Genomic DNA, 15,288 nt, shown 5'->3' with positions numbered 1-15,288 from the left:
TGACCTTTCTTTTGCCAATCACTTTACCTTTCCTTGGTGAATGGGGTACTGTTTTCCGTGCGGAGGGGAGTACTCCCTGAATGCGGCGTACCCGTCAATACGGATCGGACGAGATCCCGGGGCGCCGGCCCGTCCCGGGTGGAAGAGACCTCCGGCAGCGATGACGCTGACCGTTTGCCCTTACGTCCTTCCGGAGGCGCAGTGGACGTTTCCACCACCCTGTGGGCCCTGACCATCGTCGGCCTCGCGGCTCTCATCGCGGTGGACTTCTTCATCGGGCGCAAGCCCCATGACGTGTCCATCAAGGAAGCCGGGATCTGGACCGTCGTCTGGATCGCCCTGGCCGGGCTCTTCGGTACCGGCCTGCTCGTCTTCGGCGGCGGACAGCCCGCCGGAGAGTTCTTCGCCGGCTTCATCACCGAGAAGTCGCTGAGTGTCGACAACCTCTTCGTCTTCGTCCTGATCATGGCGAAGTTCGCCGTGCCCTCGCAGTACCAGCAGCGAGTACTGCTCATCGGCGTGCTCATAGCCCTGGCCCTGCGGGCCGTCTTCATCGCCGCCGGAGCGGCGATCATCGCCAACTTCTCGTGGGTCTTCTACCTCTTCGGCGCCTTCCTGATCTGGACCGCCTGGAAGCTCATCCAGGAGGCCCGCGCCGACGAGGAGGACGAGACGTACGAGGAGAACAAGCTGCTCAAGGCAGCCGAGCGCAAGTTCGGCGTGGCCGACCGCTATCACGGCACCAAGCTGTGGATCCGGCAGAACGGCAAGCGCGTCATGACGCCGATGCTCGTCGTGATGCTCGCGATAGGTACGACGGATGTGCTGTTCGCGCTGGACTCGATCCCCGCGATCTTCGGCCTGACGCAGGACCCGTACATCGTCTTCACCGCCAACGCCTTCGCCCTGATGGGCCTGCGTCAGCTGTACTTCCTCATCGGCGGTCTGCTGAAGAAGCTGGTCCACCTCTCGTACGGGCTGTCCGTCATTCTCGGCTTCATCGGCGTGAAGCTGGTGCTCCACGCGCTGCACGAGTCCGGGGTGCACGTCCCGGAGATCAGCATCCCGGTCTCGCTCGGCGTGATCTGCGTGGTCCTGGTCGTCACCACCGTCACCAGTCTCATGGCCTCCAGGAAACAGGCGGCGCTCGAGACGGCGCAGGCAGGCGGCGAGAGCGCGCCGAAGGACAGCACCGGCGCCTGACGCCGTCCGACGTAGGAACGACCAGCACGGGGAGCGGTGCGTTGAGAATGGCCCGACCACCGCTCCCCGTGCTTCGTCGGGTGCCGAGCGCGTCCCCGGCCCGCCAGCGAAAGGACTGGAATGCGAACCGTGTACACCTCTGACACCATCACCACATGATCGCCAGGCTCAGGTCGCTCACTGTCCAGTGGACGTTTCTCGTGCCGGTTCTCGCGGTCGTCCTCCTCGTCCTGACCTGGGGCAGAAATCTGCCCGGCGCGCTCGTCGCGCTCGCCACCGCGGTCCTCGCCGGGGCCGTGCTGGCGGCGGTGCACCACGCCGAAGTGGTCGCCCATCGCGTCGGTGAACCCTTCGGTTCCCTGGTGCTCGCCATCGCCGTGACGATCATCGAGGTCGCCCTCATCGTCACCCTCATGGCCGACGGCGGCGCCAAGAGCGCGACGCTGGCCCGGGACACGGTCTTCGCGGCCGTGATGATCACTTGCAACGGCATCGTCGGCCTGTGCCTGCTGGTCGCCTCGCTGCGGCACGGCACGGCGGTCTTCAACCCCGAGGGCACCGGTGCGGCCCTCGCGACCGTGGCCACCCTGGCCACGCTCAGCCTCGTGCTGCCGACCTTCACCACCAGCAAGCCCGGCGCGGAGTTCTCCTCCGTGCAGCTCACCTTCGCCGCGGTGTCCTCGCTGATCCTCTACGGCCTGTTCGTGGCCACCCAGACCGTGCGGCACCGTGACTACTTCCTGCCGATCGCCCGGCAGGGAGGGGTGATGGAGGAGGACGGCCACGCCGACGCGCCGACCGCCCGTACCGCGTGGATCAGCCTGACCCTGCTCGGCCTCGCCCTGATCGGCGTGGTCGGCCTGGCCAAAGGGGTGTCACCCGCCGTCGAGTCCGGGGTGTCGGCCGCCGGTCTGCACCAGGCGGTCGTCGGTGTGATCATCGCTCTGCTCGTGCTGCTCCCCGAGACGATCGCCGCCGTTCGCGCGGCCCGCCGCGACCGCGTGCAGACCAGCCTCAACCTCGCCCTCGGCTCGGCGATGGCCAGCATCGGCCTCACCATCCCCGCCGTCGCGCTCGCCTCCGTCTGGTTCTCCGGTCCGCTCGTCCTCGGCCTCGGCGCGACCCACATGGTGCTGCTCGCCCTGACGGTGGTGGTCGGCTCCCTCACGGTGGTGCCCGGCCGGGCCACACCGCTGCAAGGAGGCGTCCACCTGGTGCTGTTCGCCGCGTACCTGGAGTTGGCGGTCAACCCGTAACGGGTCGGCCGGTGACCGGTTCCACCGCCGCCACCGGCACCGGACGCGTCTCGGGCAGCACCGCGAAGCACCCGAGGCTGAACAGCGCGACCCCGGTCAGATAGGCGCCGACGGCCCAGGGCACACGCCCCGAGTGCTCGGCGAGCGCGGTGGCCACCAGGGGGGTGAGCGCACCGCCGAGCACCCCGCCGAGGTTGTAGCCGACCGAGGCTCCGGTGCAGCGCACCCTCGGCTCGTACAGCTCCGGCAGGTACGCGGCGATCACGGCGAACATGGTGACGAAGGCGAGCAGCGCCCCGAGGAAGCCGAGGAACATCAGCGCGGGCGCGCCGGTCGCCAGGAGCGCGACCATCGGGAACATCCACAGCGCGGTCGCCGTACACCCCGCCAGGCACAGGGGCCGTCGCCCGAACCGGTCGCCGAGCACCGCCATCAGGGGGGTGAACGCACCCTTCACCGCCACGGCGGCCATGACACAGGCCAGCATCACGGTGCGGCTCACGCCCAGCCGCTCCGTCGCGTAGGCCAGGGACCAGGTCGTCACCGCGTAGAACACCGCGTAGCCGACCGCGAGCGCGCCGGCCGTCAGCAGTACCAGCCGCCAGTGGTGCCGTACGACCTCGGCGAGCGGCACGCGCGCATGGTCGTCGATCTCCAGGAACCGGGGACTCTCCACCAGCGAGCAGCGCAGCCACAGCCCGGCCGCGGCCAGCACCCCGGCGGCCCAGAACGGCACACGCCATCCCCACTGCGCGAACTGCGCGTCGGAGAGCACCGCCGACAGCGCCAGCGTCAGCCCGTTGGCCAGCAGGAAACCCAGAGAGGGCCCCACCTGCGGGAAACTCGACCACAGCCCGCGCCGCCCGGCGGGCGCGTGCTCGGCCGTCAGCAGCACCGCCCCGCCCCACTCCCCGCCGAGCCCCAGCCCTTGCAGGAAGCGCAGGAGGAGCAGCAGCAGGGGCGCGGCCACACCGATCGTGCCGTACGCCGGCACACAGCCGACCGCGACCGTGGAGGCGCCGGTCAGCAGCAGCGAGACGACGAGGACCGGCCGGCGCCCGTGCCGGTCCCCGATGTGACCAAACAGCACCGAGCCCAGCGGCCGGGCCACGAAACCCACCCCGAAGGTCCCGAAGGCCGCCAGGGTCCCCGCCATCGGCGAGAACGTCGGGAAGAACAGCGGCCCCAGGACCAGCGCCGCCGCCGTCCCGTAGGCGAAGAAGTCGTAGAACTCGATCGCCGTCCCGGCGAGGGAGGCGGCCCCGAGTCGCAGCATGGAGGGTGCCCTTACGGTGCGTACGTTGTCCATGCCGCGTCAACCACCCACGGTGACAAGTGGTTACGGGGGCGTGCGGGGGCGCGTTGCGGGTCACCCCGGACCACCGTGATAGACCGGGTGCGAGCAGCGGCCCCGGCGGGCCGCCCACCCCGAACGGACCGGAGGAACCGTGCCCCGCACCCTGGCCAACGCCCCGATCATGATCCTGAACGGGCCCAATCTGAACCTGCTCGGCCAGCGCCAGCCCGAGATCTACGGCTCCGGCACGCTCGCCGACGTCGAGACGCTGTGTGCCGAGGCGGCGGCCGCGCACGGCGGCACGATCGACTTCCGGCAGTCCAACCACGAGGGGCAGCTGGTCGACTGGATCCACGAGGCGAGGCTCGGGCACTGCGGGATCGTCATCAATCCGGGCGCCTACTCGCACACGTCGGTCGCGATCCTGGACGCGCTCAACACCTGTGACGGCATGCCGGTGCTGGAGGTCCACATCTCCAACATCCACCAGCGCGAGTCGTTCCGGCACCACTCGTACGTCTCCCTGCGCGCCGACGGCGTCATCGCCGGCTGCGGCGTGCAGGGCTATGTCTTCGGCGTGGAGCGGGTCGCGGCGCTGGCGGGGGCGGCGCGGAACGCCGGGTGAGCCCCGGGCGCCCTCGCGCTACAGGCGGCCCGCCTCCACGATCCGCCGCAGGAAGCGCCGCGTGCGCTCCTGCTGCGGATCGCCGAGGACCTGCTCCGCGGTGCCGCGTTCCAGCACGACGCCTCCGTCCAGGAAGCAGACCTGGTCCGCGACGTCACGGGCGAAGCCCATCTCGTGCGTCGCCAGCACCATGGTCATGCCGTCGTCCTTCAGATCGCGCACCACGCTGAGGACCTCGCCGACCAGTTCCGGGTCGAGGGCCGCGGTGATCTCGTCGAGCAGCAGCAGCCGGGGGCGCACCGCCAGGGCGCGCACGATCGCCACCCGCTGCTGCTGACCGCCGCTCAGCCGGTCCGGGTAGGCGTCCGCCCTGCCCCCCAGCCCGAGCCGCTCCAGCAGCTCCCTGGCACGCCCCTCGGCCTCCGCACGGGGCACGCCGTGCACCCGGCGCGGGGCCAGCGTGATGTTCTCCAGCACGGTCATGTGCGGGAAGAGGTTGTACGCCTGGAAGACCACGCCGATCCGGCGCCGTACCGCGTCCTGGTCGGCCCGCGGGTCGGTGATCTCCTCGCCGTCCAGCCAGATCGCGCCGTCGTCGACCTCCTCCAGCAGGTTGGCGCACCGCAGCAGGGTGGACTTGCCGGAGCCGGAGGCACCGATCAGCGCCGTCACCGTGTGCGGGGCGACCTCGAGGTCGACGTCCCGCAGCACGACCGAGCCGCCGAAGGTCTTGCGGACGGACTCCATCCGCAGCACCGGAGCGTCGCTCATACCGATCCTCCCTGGGCCCGCCGGCGGTCCATCCTGGCCGTCACCCAGTCCGTGAAGCGGGTCATCGGGATGGTCAGCGCCACGAACGCCAGGCCCGCGACGATGTACGGCGTGTAGTTGAGGCTGCGGCCCACGATGATGTCCGCCGCCCGGACGGCGTCGATCGCGCCGCCGATGGAGACGAGCCCGGTGTCCTTCTGGAGGGACACCAGGTCGTTGAGCAGCGGCGGCACCTGGCGGCGCACCGCCTGGGGGAGCACTACGTGGCGCAGCGCCTGCCGGTTGGTCAGCCCGAGCGAGCGGGCGGCGGCGCGCTGCGAGGGGTGCACCGACTCGATGCCGGCGCGGAACACCTCGGCCACGTACGCCGAGTACGTCAGGGTCAGCGCCGTACCCCCGAGCAGCACCGGGTCGACGGTCACGCCCTGCAGTCGCAGCGCCGGCACACCGAGCACCACGATCATCAGGTTGATGATCAGCGGCAGTCCCCGGAAGAAGTCGGTGTACGCCGCCGCCAGTACCCGCAACGGGAAGAACACCGGCCCGCGCAGGGTGCGAGCGACGGCGATCAGCATTCCGAGGACCAGCACGGCGGCGCCACAGACGAGCAGCAGCCGGACGTTCAGCCACAGCCCCTCCAGGACCTTCGGCAACGCCTCGCGCGCGTACTGCCCGTCGAAGAACGTCTCCCTCGTGCGCGGCCAGCCCGGCGCGCCGACGACGACGAGACAGAGGACGGCGCCGGTGACCAGGGTCGACAGCGCCGCGACCGCCGTGGCGCGGCGGGCCCGGGTGCGCTTGAAACGCTCGCGCTCGAGCCGCCGCCGCGAGGGGGCGTAGCCGTCGTCGACCGCGACGGCGCCGGCCATGTCCCCCTTGTCGTCCGCGCCCTCCTGGCCGGGCTCGTCCTTGGTGACCGTCACTTGAGCACCGGTGCGTCGACGGCGTCGGACAGCCACTGCTTCTCGATCCCCGCCAGCGTGCCGTCCTCCCGAAGACCGTCCACCGCTTCGGAAACGCACGAGGTGAGCGCGCTGCCTTTGTCGAGCACCAGCCCGAACTGCTCCGGCGTACCGCCCTGGTTCTCGAACTGACCGACGATCCTGGCGTTCGTCACCTCGGCCGCCGTGATGTAGAACGCGGTCGGCAGGTCGGTGACGACGGCGTCGACCTGACCGTTCTTCAGAGCTGACTTGGCCTGGTCGTTCTTTGCGTACACGGCCGCCTGCTGCTTCGGCTTCACCACGTCGTCGATGTAGTCGAGGCTGGTGGTGCCCACCTGGGCGCCCAGCTTGAGACCCTTGAGGTCCGCGATGCCCGTCGCTTTCGCGGCCTTGCTGCCCTTGAGCGCGATGACGGCCTGGCGGACGTCGTAGTAACCGGAGGAGAAGTCCACGGCCTTCTTGCGCTCGGCGCTGATCGACACCTGGTTGATGTCGAAGTCGAAGCTCTTCACGCCGGGCGCGAACGCCTTGTTGAAGGGGACGCTCTGCCAGACGACGGCGTTCTTGTCATAGCCGAGCCGTTGTGCCACGGCATAGGCCACCGCGGACTCGAACCCCTTGCCGTTGGCGGGCTTGTCGTCCTTGAACCAGGGCTCGTACGCGGGCTCGTCGGTGGCGATCGTCAGCTTGCCGGAGGTCTTGGTGGCCAACGTGCCCTTCCCGCAGCTCTTCCCGGCCGATGCGGACGGAGTGCCGGCGGCCTTCTCCTCCGGCTGCGGGGCGCAGCCGACGGCGGTGGCGAGCAGGGTTATGGTCGCGGCGGTGACGGTGCGGCGCAGTGCGTGAGGGGCGGATCGCATGGCGGGAGAGTGGCAGCACGGCGCCCGTTTGTCGAGGTCAAGGGGCCAACTGTCCGCATATTGGGAACGGGTGTTGCGTTCTCGTGAACACGTCCCCTGTGGGGCTCGCCTGGGCCGCCGGCCGAGGGCGGGGAAAGACAGGCCGACGGCCCGTTCCGCGCGGGTGCCGTCATCCCGCGCGTGGCTCCTACCAGTTGAGCGCGCAACAACGCGCCCCCGCGAGCGCGCACGCGCCATCGGTACGGGTGCACGATTCACACGGGGCGCGCAAGAGGCTCGTGCGGGGCGCTCGTACGCACTCGCGCGGAGCGTGCAGCGGCGCGCAGGGCGCGCGGGTGCGGTGAACGCACCGCCGGCCGGGCGGGTCTCACCACCCGCGCGCGTGCCACTCCGGCAGATGAGGTCGCTCGTCGCCGAGGGTGGTGTCGTTGCCGTGTCCCGGGTAGACCCAGGTCTCGTCCGGCAGCACGTCGAAGATCTTCGTCTCCACGTCGTGGATCAGGCTGGCGAACGCCTCCGGGTCCTTGAAGGTGTTCCCCACGCCACCCGGGAAGAGACAGTCGCCGGTGAAGACGTGCGGGTGGCCGTGCGGGTCGTCGTAGACCAGCGCGATCGAGCCCGGGGTGTGTCCGACCAGATGGCGTGCGGTCAGCTCCACGCGCCCCACCCGGACGGTGTCGCCGTCGTCGAGGAGGACGTCCGTCGGTACGGGGATGCCGGCGGCGTCCTCGCGGCCCGCGTACGTCCGGGCGCCGGTGGCCGCGACGACCTCGGCGAGCGCCTGCCAGTGGTCACCGTGCCGGTGCGTGGTGACGACGGACGCGATGCCGTCGTCACCGATCGTCCCCAGCAGCGCCCGCGCCTCGTTGGCGGCGTCGATCAGCAACTGCTCGTCCGTGGCCCGGCAGCGCAGCAGATAGGCGTTGTTCGCCATGGGACCGACCGCGATCTTGGTGATCATCAGGTCCTTGAGCTCGTGCACGTCGGCCGGTCCGCCGACCGTCACCTCTCCGCTGTACGTCATGACGATCAGCCTATAGCGGGAGAGCGGTGCGCAGGCCGTTCGCGCGCTACAGCGGGGGCAGCGACGGCAGCGCGCCGCCCTTCACCGCGAGTCCCGAGCCGTCGCGGCGGCCGGCGAGCCAGCCGAGCAGGTCGGCGGCCGTCCCCTCGACCTCGACCGGGCCGCCTCGTGCGCCGCCCCCGGTGGTGGTCCGGATCCGGCCGTCCCCGGTGCGCAGACCGGTCGGGGGCACGTCCCGGTGCCCCGCGAAGCGCTCCGCGAGGAAGCCGATCTCCCGCTCCGTGAACTCCGCGGGAAGGTCCTCCAGCTCGTATCCGATCCCGAGGTCCACATGGTGCAGCTCGACCTCGATCCAGCGCCGGAAGGGCACCCGGGCCGCCGAGTCGGTGACGCCGTTGCGCAGTTCCACCGTGCGGGACCAGTCAGCGGGCGCGGTGCCCGTCTCCTGGAAGCGGGCGCCACTCGCGCGCAGGTCGGCGAGCTGGAGGTCCAGGGGGCGCGGGGCGTCCCGCTCGATGTCGGTGTCCCGGGCGGTCGCCGACTCGTACATGGGACGTCCCTGAAGGACGTTGACGAGAGCGTCCGCGTTGCGGGCGAGGTGGGCCAGGATGTGACCGCGGGTCCAGCCGGGCAGCCGTGACGGCTCGGTCACAGCCGCGTTGTCCAGTCGGGCCGCTGCGGTGAGGAGCCGCTCGGTCGCCTCCTGTACAGAGGCCAGGTCATGTGCGTGATCAATCATGCTGCTGACACTAGCTCTGCCACCCTTTCGGGTGAAGGTGGTGAAGCCGTGCCGTAAATCGAATGCACGTGCTATATGGTCGGGTGCGGCGTCGGGCATGCTGGATGGCCGGGGATTGTTATGCCACCGGGAATCCGACCGGCGTTGTCAGTGGCTCCCCCTAGTCTGAAGAAGGACGGGGGCCCCGCCCCTGTCACTTCTCTCAAGAAAGGTGCGGACCGGCGTGGCCGACCGTCTCATCGTCCGTGGCGCGCGCGAGCACAACCTCAAGAACGTCTCGCTCGACCTGCCTCGGGACTCGCTCATCGTCTTCACGGGCCTGTCCGGGTCGGGCAAGTCCTCCCTGGCCTTCGACACCATCTTCGCCGAGGGCCAGCGGCGGTACGTGGAGTCGCTCTCCTCGTACGCCCGCCAGTTCCTCGGCCAGATGGACAAGCCGGACGTCGACTTCATCGAGGGCCTCTCCCCGGCCGTCTCGATCGACCAGAAGTCGACCTCGCGCAACCCGCGCTCCACGGTCGGCACCATCACCGAGGTGTACGACTACCTGCGGCTGCTCTTCGCCCGCATCGGCAAGCCGCACTGTCCCGAGTGCGGCCGCCCGATCTCGCGCCAGTCGCCGCAGGCCATCGTCGACAAGGTCCTGGAGCTGCCGGAGGGGAGCCGCTTCCAGGTGCTCTCGCCGCTGGTGCGCGAGCGCAAGGGCGAGTTCGTCGACCTCTTCGCCGACCTCCAGACCAAGGGTTACAGCCGGGCGCGCGTGGACGGACGGACCATCCAGCTGTCCGACCCGCCCACCTTGAAGAAGCAGGAGAAGCACACCATCGAGGTGGTCATCGACCGCCTCACCGTCAAGGACTCCGCCAAGCGCCGGCTCACCGACTCCGTGGAGACCGCCCTCGGCCTCTCCGGCGGCATGGTCGTGCTGGACTTCGTCGACCTCCCCGAGGGCGACCCCGAGCGCGAGCGCATGTACTCGGAGCACCTGTACTGCCCGTACGACGACCTGTCCTTCGAGGAGCTCGAGCCCCGCTCCTTCTCCTTCAACTCACCCTTCGGCGCCTGCCCCGAGTGCACCGGCATCGGCACGCGCATGGAGGTCGACCCCGAGCTGATCGTCCCCGACGAGGACAAGTCCCTCGACGAGGGCGCCATCCACCCCTGGTCGCACGGGCACACCAAGGACTACTTCGGCCGTCTGGTCGGCGCCCTCGCGGACGCGCTGGGATTCCGGACGGACATCCCCTTCGCCGGTCTGCCGCAGCGCGCCAGGAAGGCTCTGCTGTACGGCCACAAGACGCAGATCGAGGTCCGCTACCGCAACCGGTACGGGCGCGAACGCGTGTACACCACCCCCTTCGAGGGCGCCGTCCCCTTCGTCAAGCGCCGGCACAGCGAGGCCGAGAGCGACGCGAGCCGCGAGCGCTTCGAGGGCTACATGCGCGAGGTGCCCTGCCCCACCTGTGAGGGCACCCGCCTGAAGCCGATCGTGCTCGCCGTCACGATCATGGGGAAGTCCATCGCCGAGGTCTCCGCGATGTCCATCAGCGACTGCGCGGACTTCCTGGGCGAGCTGAAGCTGAGCGCCCGCGACAAGAAGATCGCCGAGCGCGTGCTGAAGGAGGTCAACGAGCGGCTGCGGTTCCTGGTCGACGTCGGCCTGGACTACCTCTCGCTCAACCGCGCGGCCGGCACCCTCTCCGGCGGCGAGGCCCAGCGCATCCGCCTGGCCACCCAGATCGGCTCCGGCCTCGTCGGCGTCCTGTACGTCCTCGACGAGCCGTCCATCGGCCTGCACCAGCGCGACAACCACCGGCTGATCGAGACCCTGGTCCGGCTGCGCGACATGGGCAACACGCTGATCGTCGTCGAGCACGACGAGGACACCATCAAGGTCGCCGACTGGGTGGTCGACATCGGCCCCGGCGCCGGCGAGCACGGGGGCAAGGTCGTGCACAGCGGCTCCCTGAAGGAACTGCTCGCCAACACCGAGTCGCAGACCGGCCAGTACCTGGCCGGCAAGAAGTCGATCCCGGTGCCCGGCATCCGGCGTCCGCACGACCCGTCCCGCCGGCTCACGGTGCACGGCGCCCGGGAGAACAACCTCCAGGACATCGACGTGTCCTTCCCGCTCGGAGTGTTCACGGCCGTCACGGGCGTGTCCGGCTCCGGCAAGTCGACGCTGGTCAACGACATCCTGTACACGCACCTCGCCCGCGAGCTGAACGGCGCGCGCAACGTTCCCGGCCGGCACACGCGCGTGGACGGCGACGACCTGGTCGACAAGGTGGTGCACGTCGACCAGTCACCCATCGGCCGCACCCCACGGTCGAACCCGGCGACGTACACCGGTGTCTTCGACCACGTCCGCAAGTTGTTCGCGGAGACGACCGAGGCCAAGGTCCGCGGTTACCAGCCCGGCCGCTTCTCCTTCAACGTCAAGGGCGGCCGCTGCGAGAACTGCGCCGGCGACGGCACGATCAAGATCGAGATGAACTTCCTCCCGGACGTCTACGTCCCGTGCGAGGTCTGCCACGGCGCCCGGTACAACCGGGAGACCCTGGAGGTGCACTACAAGGGCAAGTCCATCGCCGACGTCCTGAACATGCCGATCGAGGAGGCCACGGACTTCTTCGAGGCCGTCCCGGCGATCGCCCGTCACCTCAACACGCTGAAGGACGTCGGCCTCGGCTACGTCCGTCTCGGACAGTCCGCGACCACGCTGTCCGGCGGTGAGGCGCAGCGCGTGAAGCTCGCCAGCGAGCTGCAGCGCCGCTCCACCGGCCGCACGGTCTACGTGCTGGACGAGCCGACCACCGGCCTGCACTTCGAGGACATCAGCAAGCTGCTCAAGGTCCTGTCCGGGCTGGTCGACAAGGGCAACACGGTCATCGTCATCGAGCACAACCTCGACGTGATCAAGACCGCGGACTGGGTCGTCGACATGGGCCCCGAAGGCGGCGCCGGCGGCGGCCTCGTCGTCGCGGAGGGCACTCCGGAGCAGGTGGCCGGGGTCCCGGCCAGCCACACCGGCAAGTTCCTCCGGGAGATCCTCCAGCCGGAGACGATCAGCGACGCCACACCGCCGACGGCGACGGCGACGGCGAAGAGGAAGGCGGCTCCCGCCAAGAAGGCCGCTCCCGCGAAGAAGGCGGCTCCCGCGAAGAAGGCGGCACCCGCGAAGAAGACGACGCGGGCACCCAAGGCCTGACAGACGCGAGGAACGGTGCCCTGCGGGAACTCCCCGCGGGGCACCGCCCGTTCCACCGTCAAACGTCCCCCAGCTCGGCGGCGAACGGCGGCTCGGCTCCCGCCCGTGAGCAGGTGATCGCCGCCGCGCGCGCCGCGTACCGCAGCAGCCGCGTCCAGCCGTCCGCGCCCAGCGAGGCGATGGCCCCGGGGGAGAGGGCGTCCTGGCCGGCCAGTCCGTGCAGCAGGGCGGCGTTCACCGTGTCACCGGCACCGATGGTGTCCACGACGTCGACCTTCACACCGGGCACGGAGTGCTCCGCGCCGCCTTGGGTGTGGACGGTGAGACCGTCGTCGCCCCGGGTGACCACGACCGCCGAAGGGCCCTCGGCCAGCCATTCGCCCGGGGTGCCCCCCAGCCACCGGGCGTCCTCCTCGGAGAGCTTGAGCAGGGTCACCGACGGCAGCCAGCTCTTGAAGCGCGCCCGGTAGGCGTCCGGGTCGGGGATCAGGCCCGGCCGGATGTTCGGATCGAGCGCGGTGAACAGGCCCTGCCCGGCCGCGGACCGCATCAGCTCCTCGTAGGCGCTCGCCCCCGGTTCCAGGACGAGCGAGCAGGTGCCGAACGACACCGCGCGGGTGCCGGCGGGGAGACGGGCGGGGGCGGTGAAGAGGCGGTCGGCGGTGCCCTCGACGTAGAACGAGTAGACGGCCGAGCCGTCGGCGTCGACGGTGGCGACCGCGAGCGTGGTCGGCTCGGTGCCGCGCTGCACGGCCGAGACGTCCACGCCCGCCTGCCGCAGGCCGTCGAGCAGGGCCTCTCCGAAGGCGTCGGAGGAGGTGCGGGAGCAGAAGGCGGTGGGGGAGCCGAGGCGGCCCAGCGCCACCGCCGTGTTGTAGGGGCCGCCCCCGCGCGCCGGCTGCAGCCCCGCGAGCGGCCCCGGGCCCCGCGGTACCAGGTCGATCAGTGCCTCACCGGCGACGACGATCACGAGTCGGTTCCTTTCTCGGGGCACCCGCACGACGTGCGATGGACGAAGGAGCAGGGCAGCCGGACGGTCCGGGCGGGACCGTCCGGCGCGGCCAGGCGGTCGAGGAGCACCCGGACGGCCCGGGCCCCGATCTCCCGGCTGGGCTGGGCGACCGCGGTGAGCCGCGGGGAGAACAGATCGGCCCACGCGAAGTCGTCGAAGCAGCACAGCGCGATGTCGCCGGGTACGGACAGGCCCCGCTCGCGCAGGGCGCGCAGGGCGCCGATGGTCATCGCGTTGTTGGCGGTGACGAGCGCCGTCGGCGCGGGGGTGAGCGCCAGCAGGGCCGCGGTGGCCCGCTCGGCACCGGCCGACTCGGAGTTGCCGCACACCTCCAGGCGTTCGTCGCGGGGCAGCCCGGCCGCGGCCAGGCCGTGCCGGTAGCCGGCGATCCGCTCGCTGGTGGTGCTCAGCCCGGGCAGACCGGCTACCAGCCCGATCCGGCGGTGGCCGAGGCCGGTGAGGTGGGTCACGAGCCGGGTCATCGGTTCGGTGTTCTCCGCGCAGACCTGGTCGAAGCGCGGGCCGGTGCCGGTGCCGGTGCCGGTGCTGGTGTCGATGCCCGCCCGGGTGCCCGCGCCGGTGCCGCCGTCGACCACCCGGTCCAGGAAGACGGCCGGTACGTCGTGCCGGCCGAGGTAGGCGACGAGGTCGCGGGGGTCTGCGGACGGGGCGACGATCATGCCGTCGACGCGGCGCTCGTGGAGGAGCTGGACGACCTTGCGTTCGTGCTCGGGGTCGTCGTGCGGATCGGCGATGAGGAGGCTGTACCCCTCCTCCAGGGCGGCCGCCTCGACGCCCTGGAGTATCTCCGTGAAGTACGGGTTGCTGATCGCCGACACCGCGAGCCCGATGGAGCGGGTGCGGGAGGTCACCAGGGAGCGGGCGAGGGTGTTGGGCGTGTAGCCGAGCTCGTCGACGGCGTCCAGGACCGCCCGGCGCGTGTGCGGCAGGACGGGGCGCGTGCCGTTGAGCACGTGCGAGACGGTCGCCACCGATACTCCGGCGCTCCGGGCGACGTCGGCCATGGTCGGCATGGGACGGGTTCCCTCCCGGGCCGTGGCGGCCCGCCCGGCCGCTCTCCTGAGCGGGAACGTATCCCATCCCGGGCCCGACGTAAACGCTTGCGCAAACGCTTGCGTCCCTTCACCACAGCCCAGGTGCCCGGCTCAGTCCCAGTCCCAGCAGATCCCCACGATGCCCGGCCGGGTCCGCGGCTCGACCAGGTGCACCGAACGGTGCAGCCCGCTGAGCGGCAGCTCCTGCCGCCCGCCGCGCGGGGCGGCCGTCGAGTGCTGGGTGAACCGGTGGCACCGCACCGGCACCGCCCCCGCCGCGAAGCACACCTGGAGGGCGTACTGCCCGCCGGGGAAGCCGAAGCCGCGCGCGTACTCGCGTGAGACCCCGGCCGTGCCGTCCTCGACGCCGTACCGGAAGAGGAAGGTGTCGCCGGACCGCAGCCGGGTGCCGAAGAGCAGCTCCGCGACGAGCAGCCCGCTGTCCTGGTCCGAGCGGATCCGGCCGGTACGGCAGTTCTCCAGGGCGTGCACCGCCATGCGCCGCGGCGCGCAGCCCGGGTCCCCGTGGTGGACGGCCACGAAGCGGTCCACGCCGTCCCGGTGGGCGCGCACGATGTGGTGCGACTCGCGGGCAACCAGTTCACGGCGCCCGCCGATCCGTATCCGCTCGTGGTGGCCGAGGGTGTGCAAGCCGCCGTCGAGGGCCCAGCCGAGGTCGGCCTGGAGCCGTTCCAGGACATCGGAGGCCTCGACCAGGGAGCGGTACGACCGGGCCGCCGCCGGGTGTGCGGCGGCCCGGCTCTCGCCGGACTCGGCGAGCAGCCGGATCAGCGACTCCTCCGGCAGTTGGAGGATCTCCTCCAGTGCCCGCACGGCCCGCAGCGACTCGGGACGCTGCGGGCGCCGGGCGCCCTGCTGCCAGTAGCTCAGGCTGGTCACGCCCACCTTGACCCCGTGGCGCGAGAGGTGGTGCTGCACGCGCTGGAGCGGAAGGCCGCGGGCGGCGATCGCGGCGCGCAGGGCGACATGGAAGGGGCCGCCCCGCAGGGCCGTGTCCAGTTCCGCGGTGGCGACGTCCGCGCGCTGTGTGACGTGCGGCATGCAGAGGGGCCTTTCTGTGAAGGTTCACTACGGCTGGTCAGACCGTTCGTGCGGGCCTCGGGCGCGAGAATCCTGGGGCCCGGTCGGGGCGACCCCGTCGGCGCCGGGGCGTTCGCACATTTGTACGCTCTGTCCGCGCGCCGTCGTTCACGGCCCCCGAGTTCTCCCGCATTGAAGCGTGTCGATCTTGCTCCGACAACACCTCGCGTCCGCTCGCCGCGCCCACCTG

At 71.0% G+C, this 15,288-nt stretch carries 13 protein-coding genes; 4 read left to right on the top strand and 9 right to left on the bottom strand.

The window, feature by feature from the left end:
• Positions 1–201: 201 nt before the first annotated feature.
• Both ABZX30_RS07395 and ABZX30_RS07390 read left to right on the top strand, forming a co-directional pair.
• On the top strand, positions 202–1,203 hold the full coding sequence (locus ABZX30_RS07395; protein WP_355929991.1) for a TerC family protein: 1,002 nt from the start codon (positions 202–204) through the stop codon (positions 1,201–1,203).
• Between the two features lie 155 nt (positions 1,204–1,358).
• Positions 1,359–2,459: an ionic transporter y4hA gene (locus ABZX30_RS07390; RefSeq protein ID WP_355929990.1), complete on the top strand. Its 1,101-nt coding sequence runs from the start codon at positions 1,359–1,361 to the stop codon at positions 2,457–2,459.
• On the opposite strand, the gene ABZX30_RS07385 is transcribed toward ABZX30_RS07390, so the two are convergent.
• Positions 2,449–3,735 (bottom strand): MFS transporter, encoded by a 1,287-nt coding sequence (locus ABZX30_RS07385; RefSeq protein ID WP_355929987.1) that lies wholly within the window; start codon positions 3,733–3,735, stop codon positions 2,449–2,451. The two genes, ABZX30_RS07390 and ABZX30_RS07385, sit on opposite strands and share 11 nt — an antisense overlap.
• 172 nt (positions 3,736–3,907) lie before the next feature.
• Here ABZX30_RS07385 and aroQ point away from each other — a divergent pair, with 172 nt between their 5' ends.
• The gene (gene aroQ, locus ABZX30_RS07380) at positions 3,908–4,381 is read left to right on the top strand and encodes a type II 3-dehydroquinate dehydratase (RefSeq protein ID WP_355929984.1); all 474 of its coding nucleotides are present in this window, start codon (positions 3,908–3,910) and stop codon (positions 4,379–4,381) included.
• Between the two features lie 18 nt (positions 4,382–4,399).
• On the opposite strand, the gene ABZX30_RS07375 is transcribed toward aroQ, so the two are convergent.
• The 5 genes from ABZX30_RS07375 to ABZX30_RS07355 form a co-directional block, all read right to left on the bottom strand.
• Positions 4,400–5,152 (bottom strand): amino acid ABC transporter ATP-binding protein, encoded by a 753-nt coding sequence (locus ABZX30_RS07375; protein WP_355929982.1) that lies wholly within the window; start codon positions 5,150–5,152, stop codon positions 4,400–4,402.
• Positions 5,149–6,075: an amino acid ABC transporter permease gene (locus ABZX30_RS07370; protein WP_355929979.1), complete on the bottom strand. Its 927-nt coding sequence runs from the start codon at positions 6,073–6,075 to the stop codon at positions 5,149–5,151. The genes ABZX30_RS07375 and ABZX30_RS07370 overlap by 4 nt, the downstream gene beginning before the upstream one ends.
• Positions 6,072–6,956, bottom strand: coding sequence for an ABC transporter substrate-binding protein (locus ABZX30_RS07365; RefSeq protein ID WP_355929977.1), 885 nt, complete (start codon positions 6,954–6,956; stop codon positions 6,072–6,074). Before ABZX30_RS07365 ends, ABZX30_RS07370 begins: the two co-directional genes overlap by 4 nt.
• A 367-nt stretch (positions 6,957–7,323) precedes the next feature.
• Positions 7,324–7,980: an MBL fold metallo-hydrolase gene (locus ABZX30_RS07360; RefSeq protein ID WP_355929974.1), complete on the bottom strand. Its 657-nt coding sequence runs from the start codon at positions 7,978–7,980 to the stop codon at positions 7,324–7,326.
• Between the two features lie 46 nt (positions 7,981–8,026).
• The gene (locus ABZX30_RS07355) at positions 8,027–8,719 is read right to left on the bottom strand and encodes a maleylpyruvate isomerase family mycothiol-dependent enzyme (protein WP_355929972.1); all 693 of its coding nucleotides are present in this window, start codon (positions 8,717–8,719) and stop codon (positions 8,027–8,029) included.
• Positions 8,720–8,942: 223 nt separating this feature from the next.
• Here ABZX30_RS07355 and uvrA point away from each other — a divergent pair, with 223 nt between their 5' ends.
• Positions 8,943–11,930 (top strand): excinuclease ABC subunit UvrA, encoded by a 2,988-nt coding sequence (gene uvrA / locus ABZX30_RS07350; protein WP_355929970.1) that lies wholly within the window; start codon positions 8,943–8,945, stop codon positions 11,928–11,930.
• A gap of 58 nt (positions 11,931–11,988) precedes the next feature.
• On the opposite strand, the gene ABZX30_RS07345 is transcribed toward uvrA, so the two are convergent.
• The 3 genes from ABZX30_RS07345 to ABZX30_RS07335 form a co-directional block, all read right to left on the bottom strand.
• Complete coding sequence (locus tag ABZX30_RS07345) at positions 11,989–12,900, bottom strand: carbohydrate kinase (protein ID WP_355929967.1); 912 nt, start codon at positions 12,898–12,900, stop codon at positions 11,989–11,991.
• Complete coding sequence (locus ABZX30_RS07340; protein ID WP_355929965.1) at positions 12,897–13,976, bottom strand: LacI family DNA-binding transcriptional regulator; 1,080 nt, start codon at positions 13,974–13,976, stop codon at positions 12,897–12,899. Before ABZX30_RS07340 ends, ABZX30_RS07345 begins: the two co-directional genes overlap by 4 nt.
• Positions 13,977–14,108: 132 nt before the next feature.
• Positions 14,109–15,059: a hypothetical protein gene (locus ABZX30_RS07335; protein ID WP_355929963.1), complete on the bottom strand. Its 951-nt coding sequence runs from the start codon at positions 15,057–15,059 to the stop codon at positions 14,109–14,111.
• Between the last annotated feature and the right edge of the window lie 229 nt (positions 15,060–15,288).

The sequence above is a fragment of the Streptomyces sp. NPDC004542 genome, from assembly GCF_040610035.1.
GTDB lineage: Bacteria > Actinomycetota > Actinomycetes > Streptomycetales > Streptomycetaceae > Streptomyces.
The sequence above is the reverse complement of the archived record's forward strand: the minus strand, read 5'-3'. Positions and strand labels throughout refer to the sequence as shown.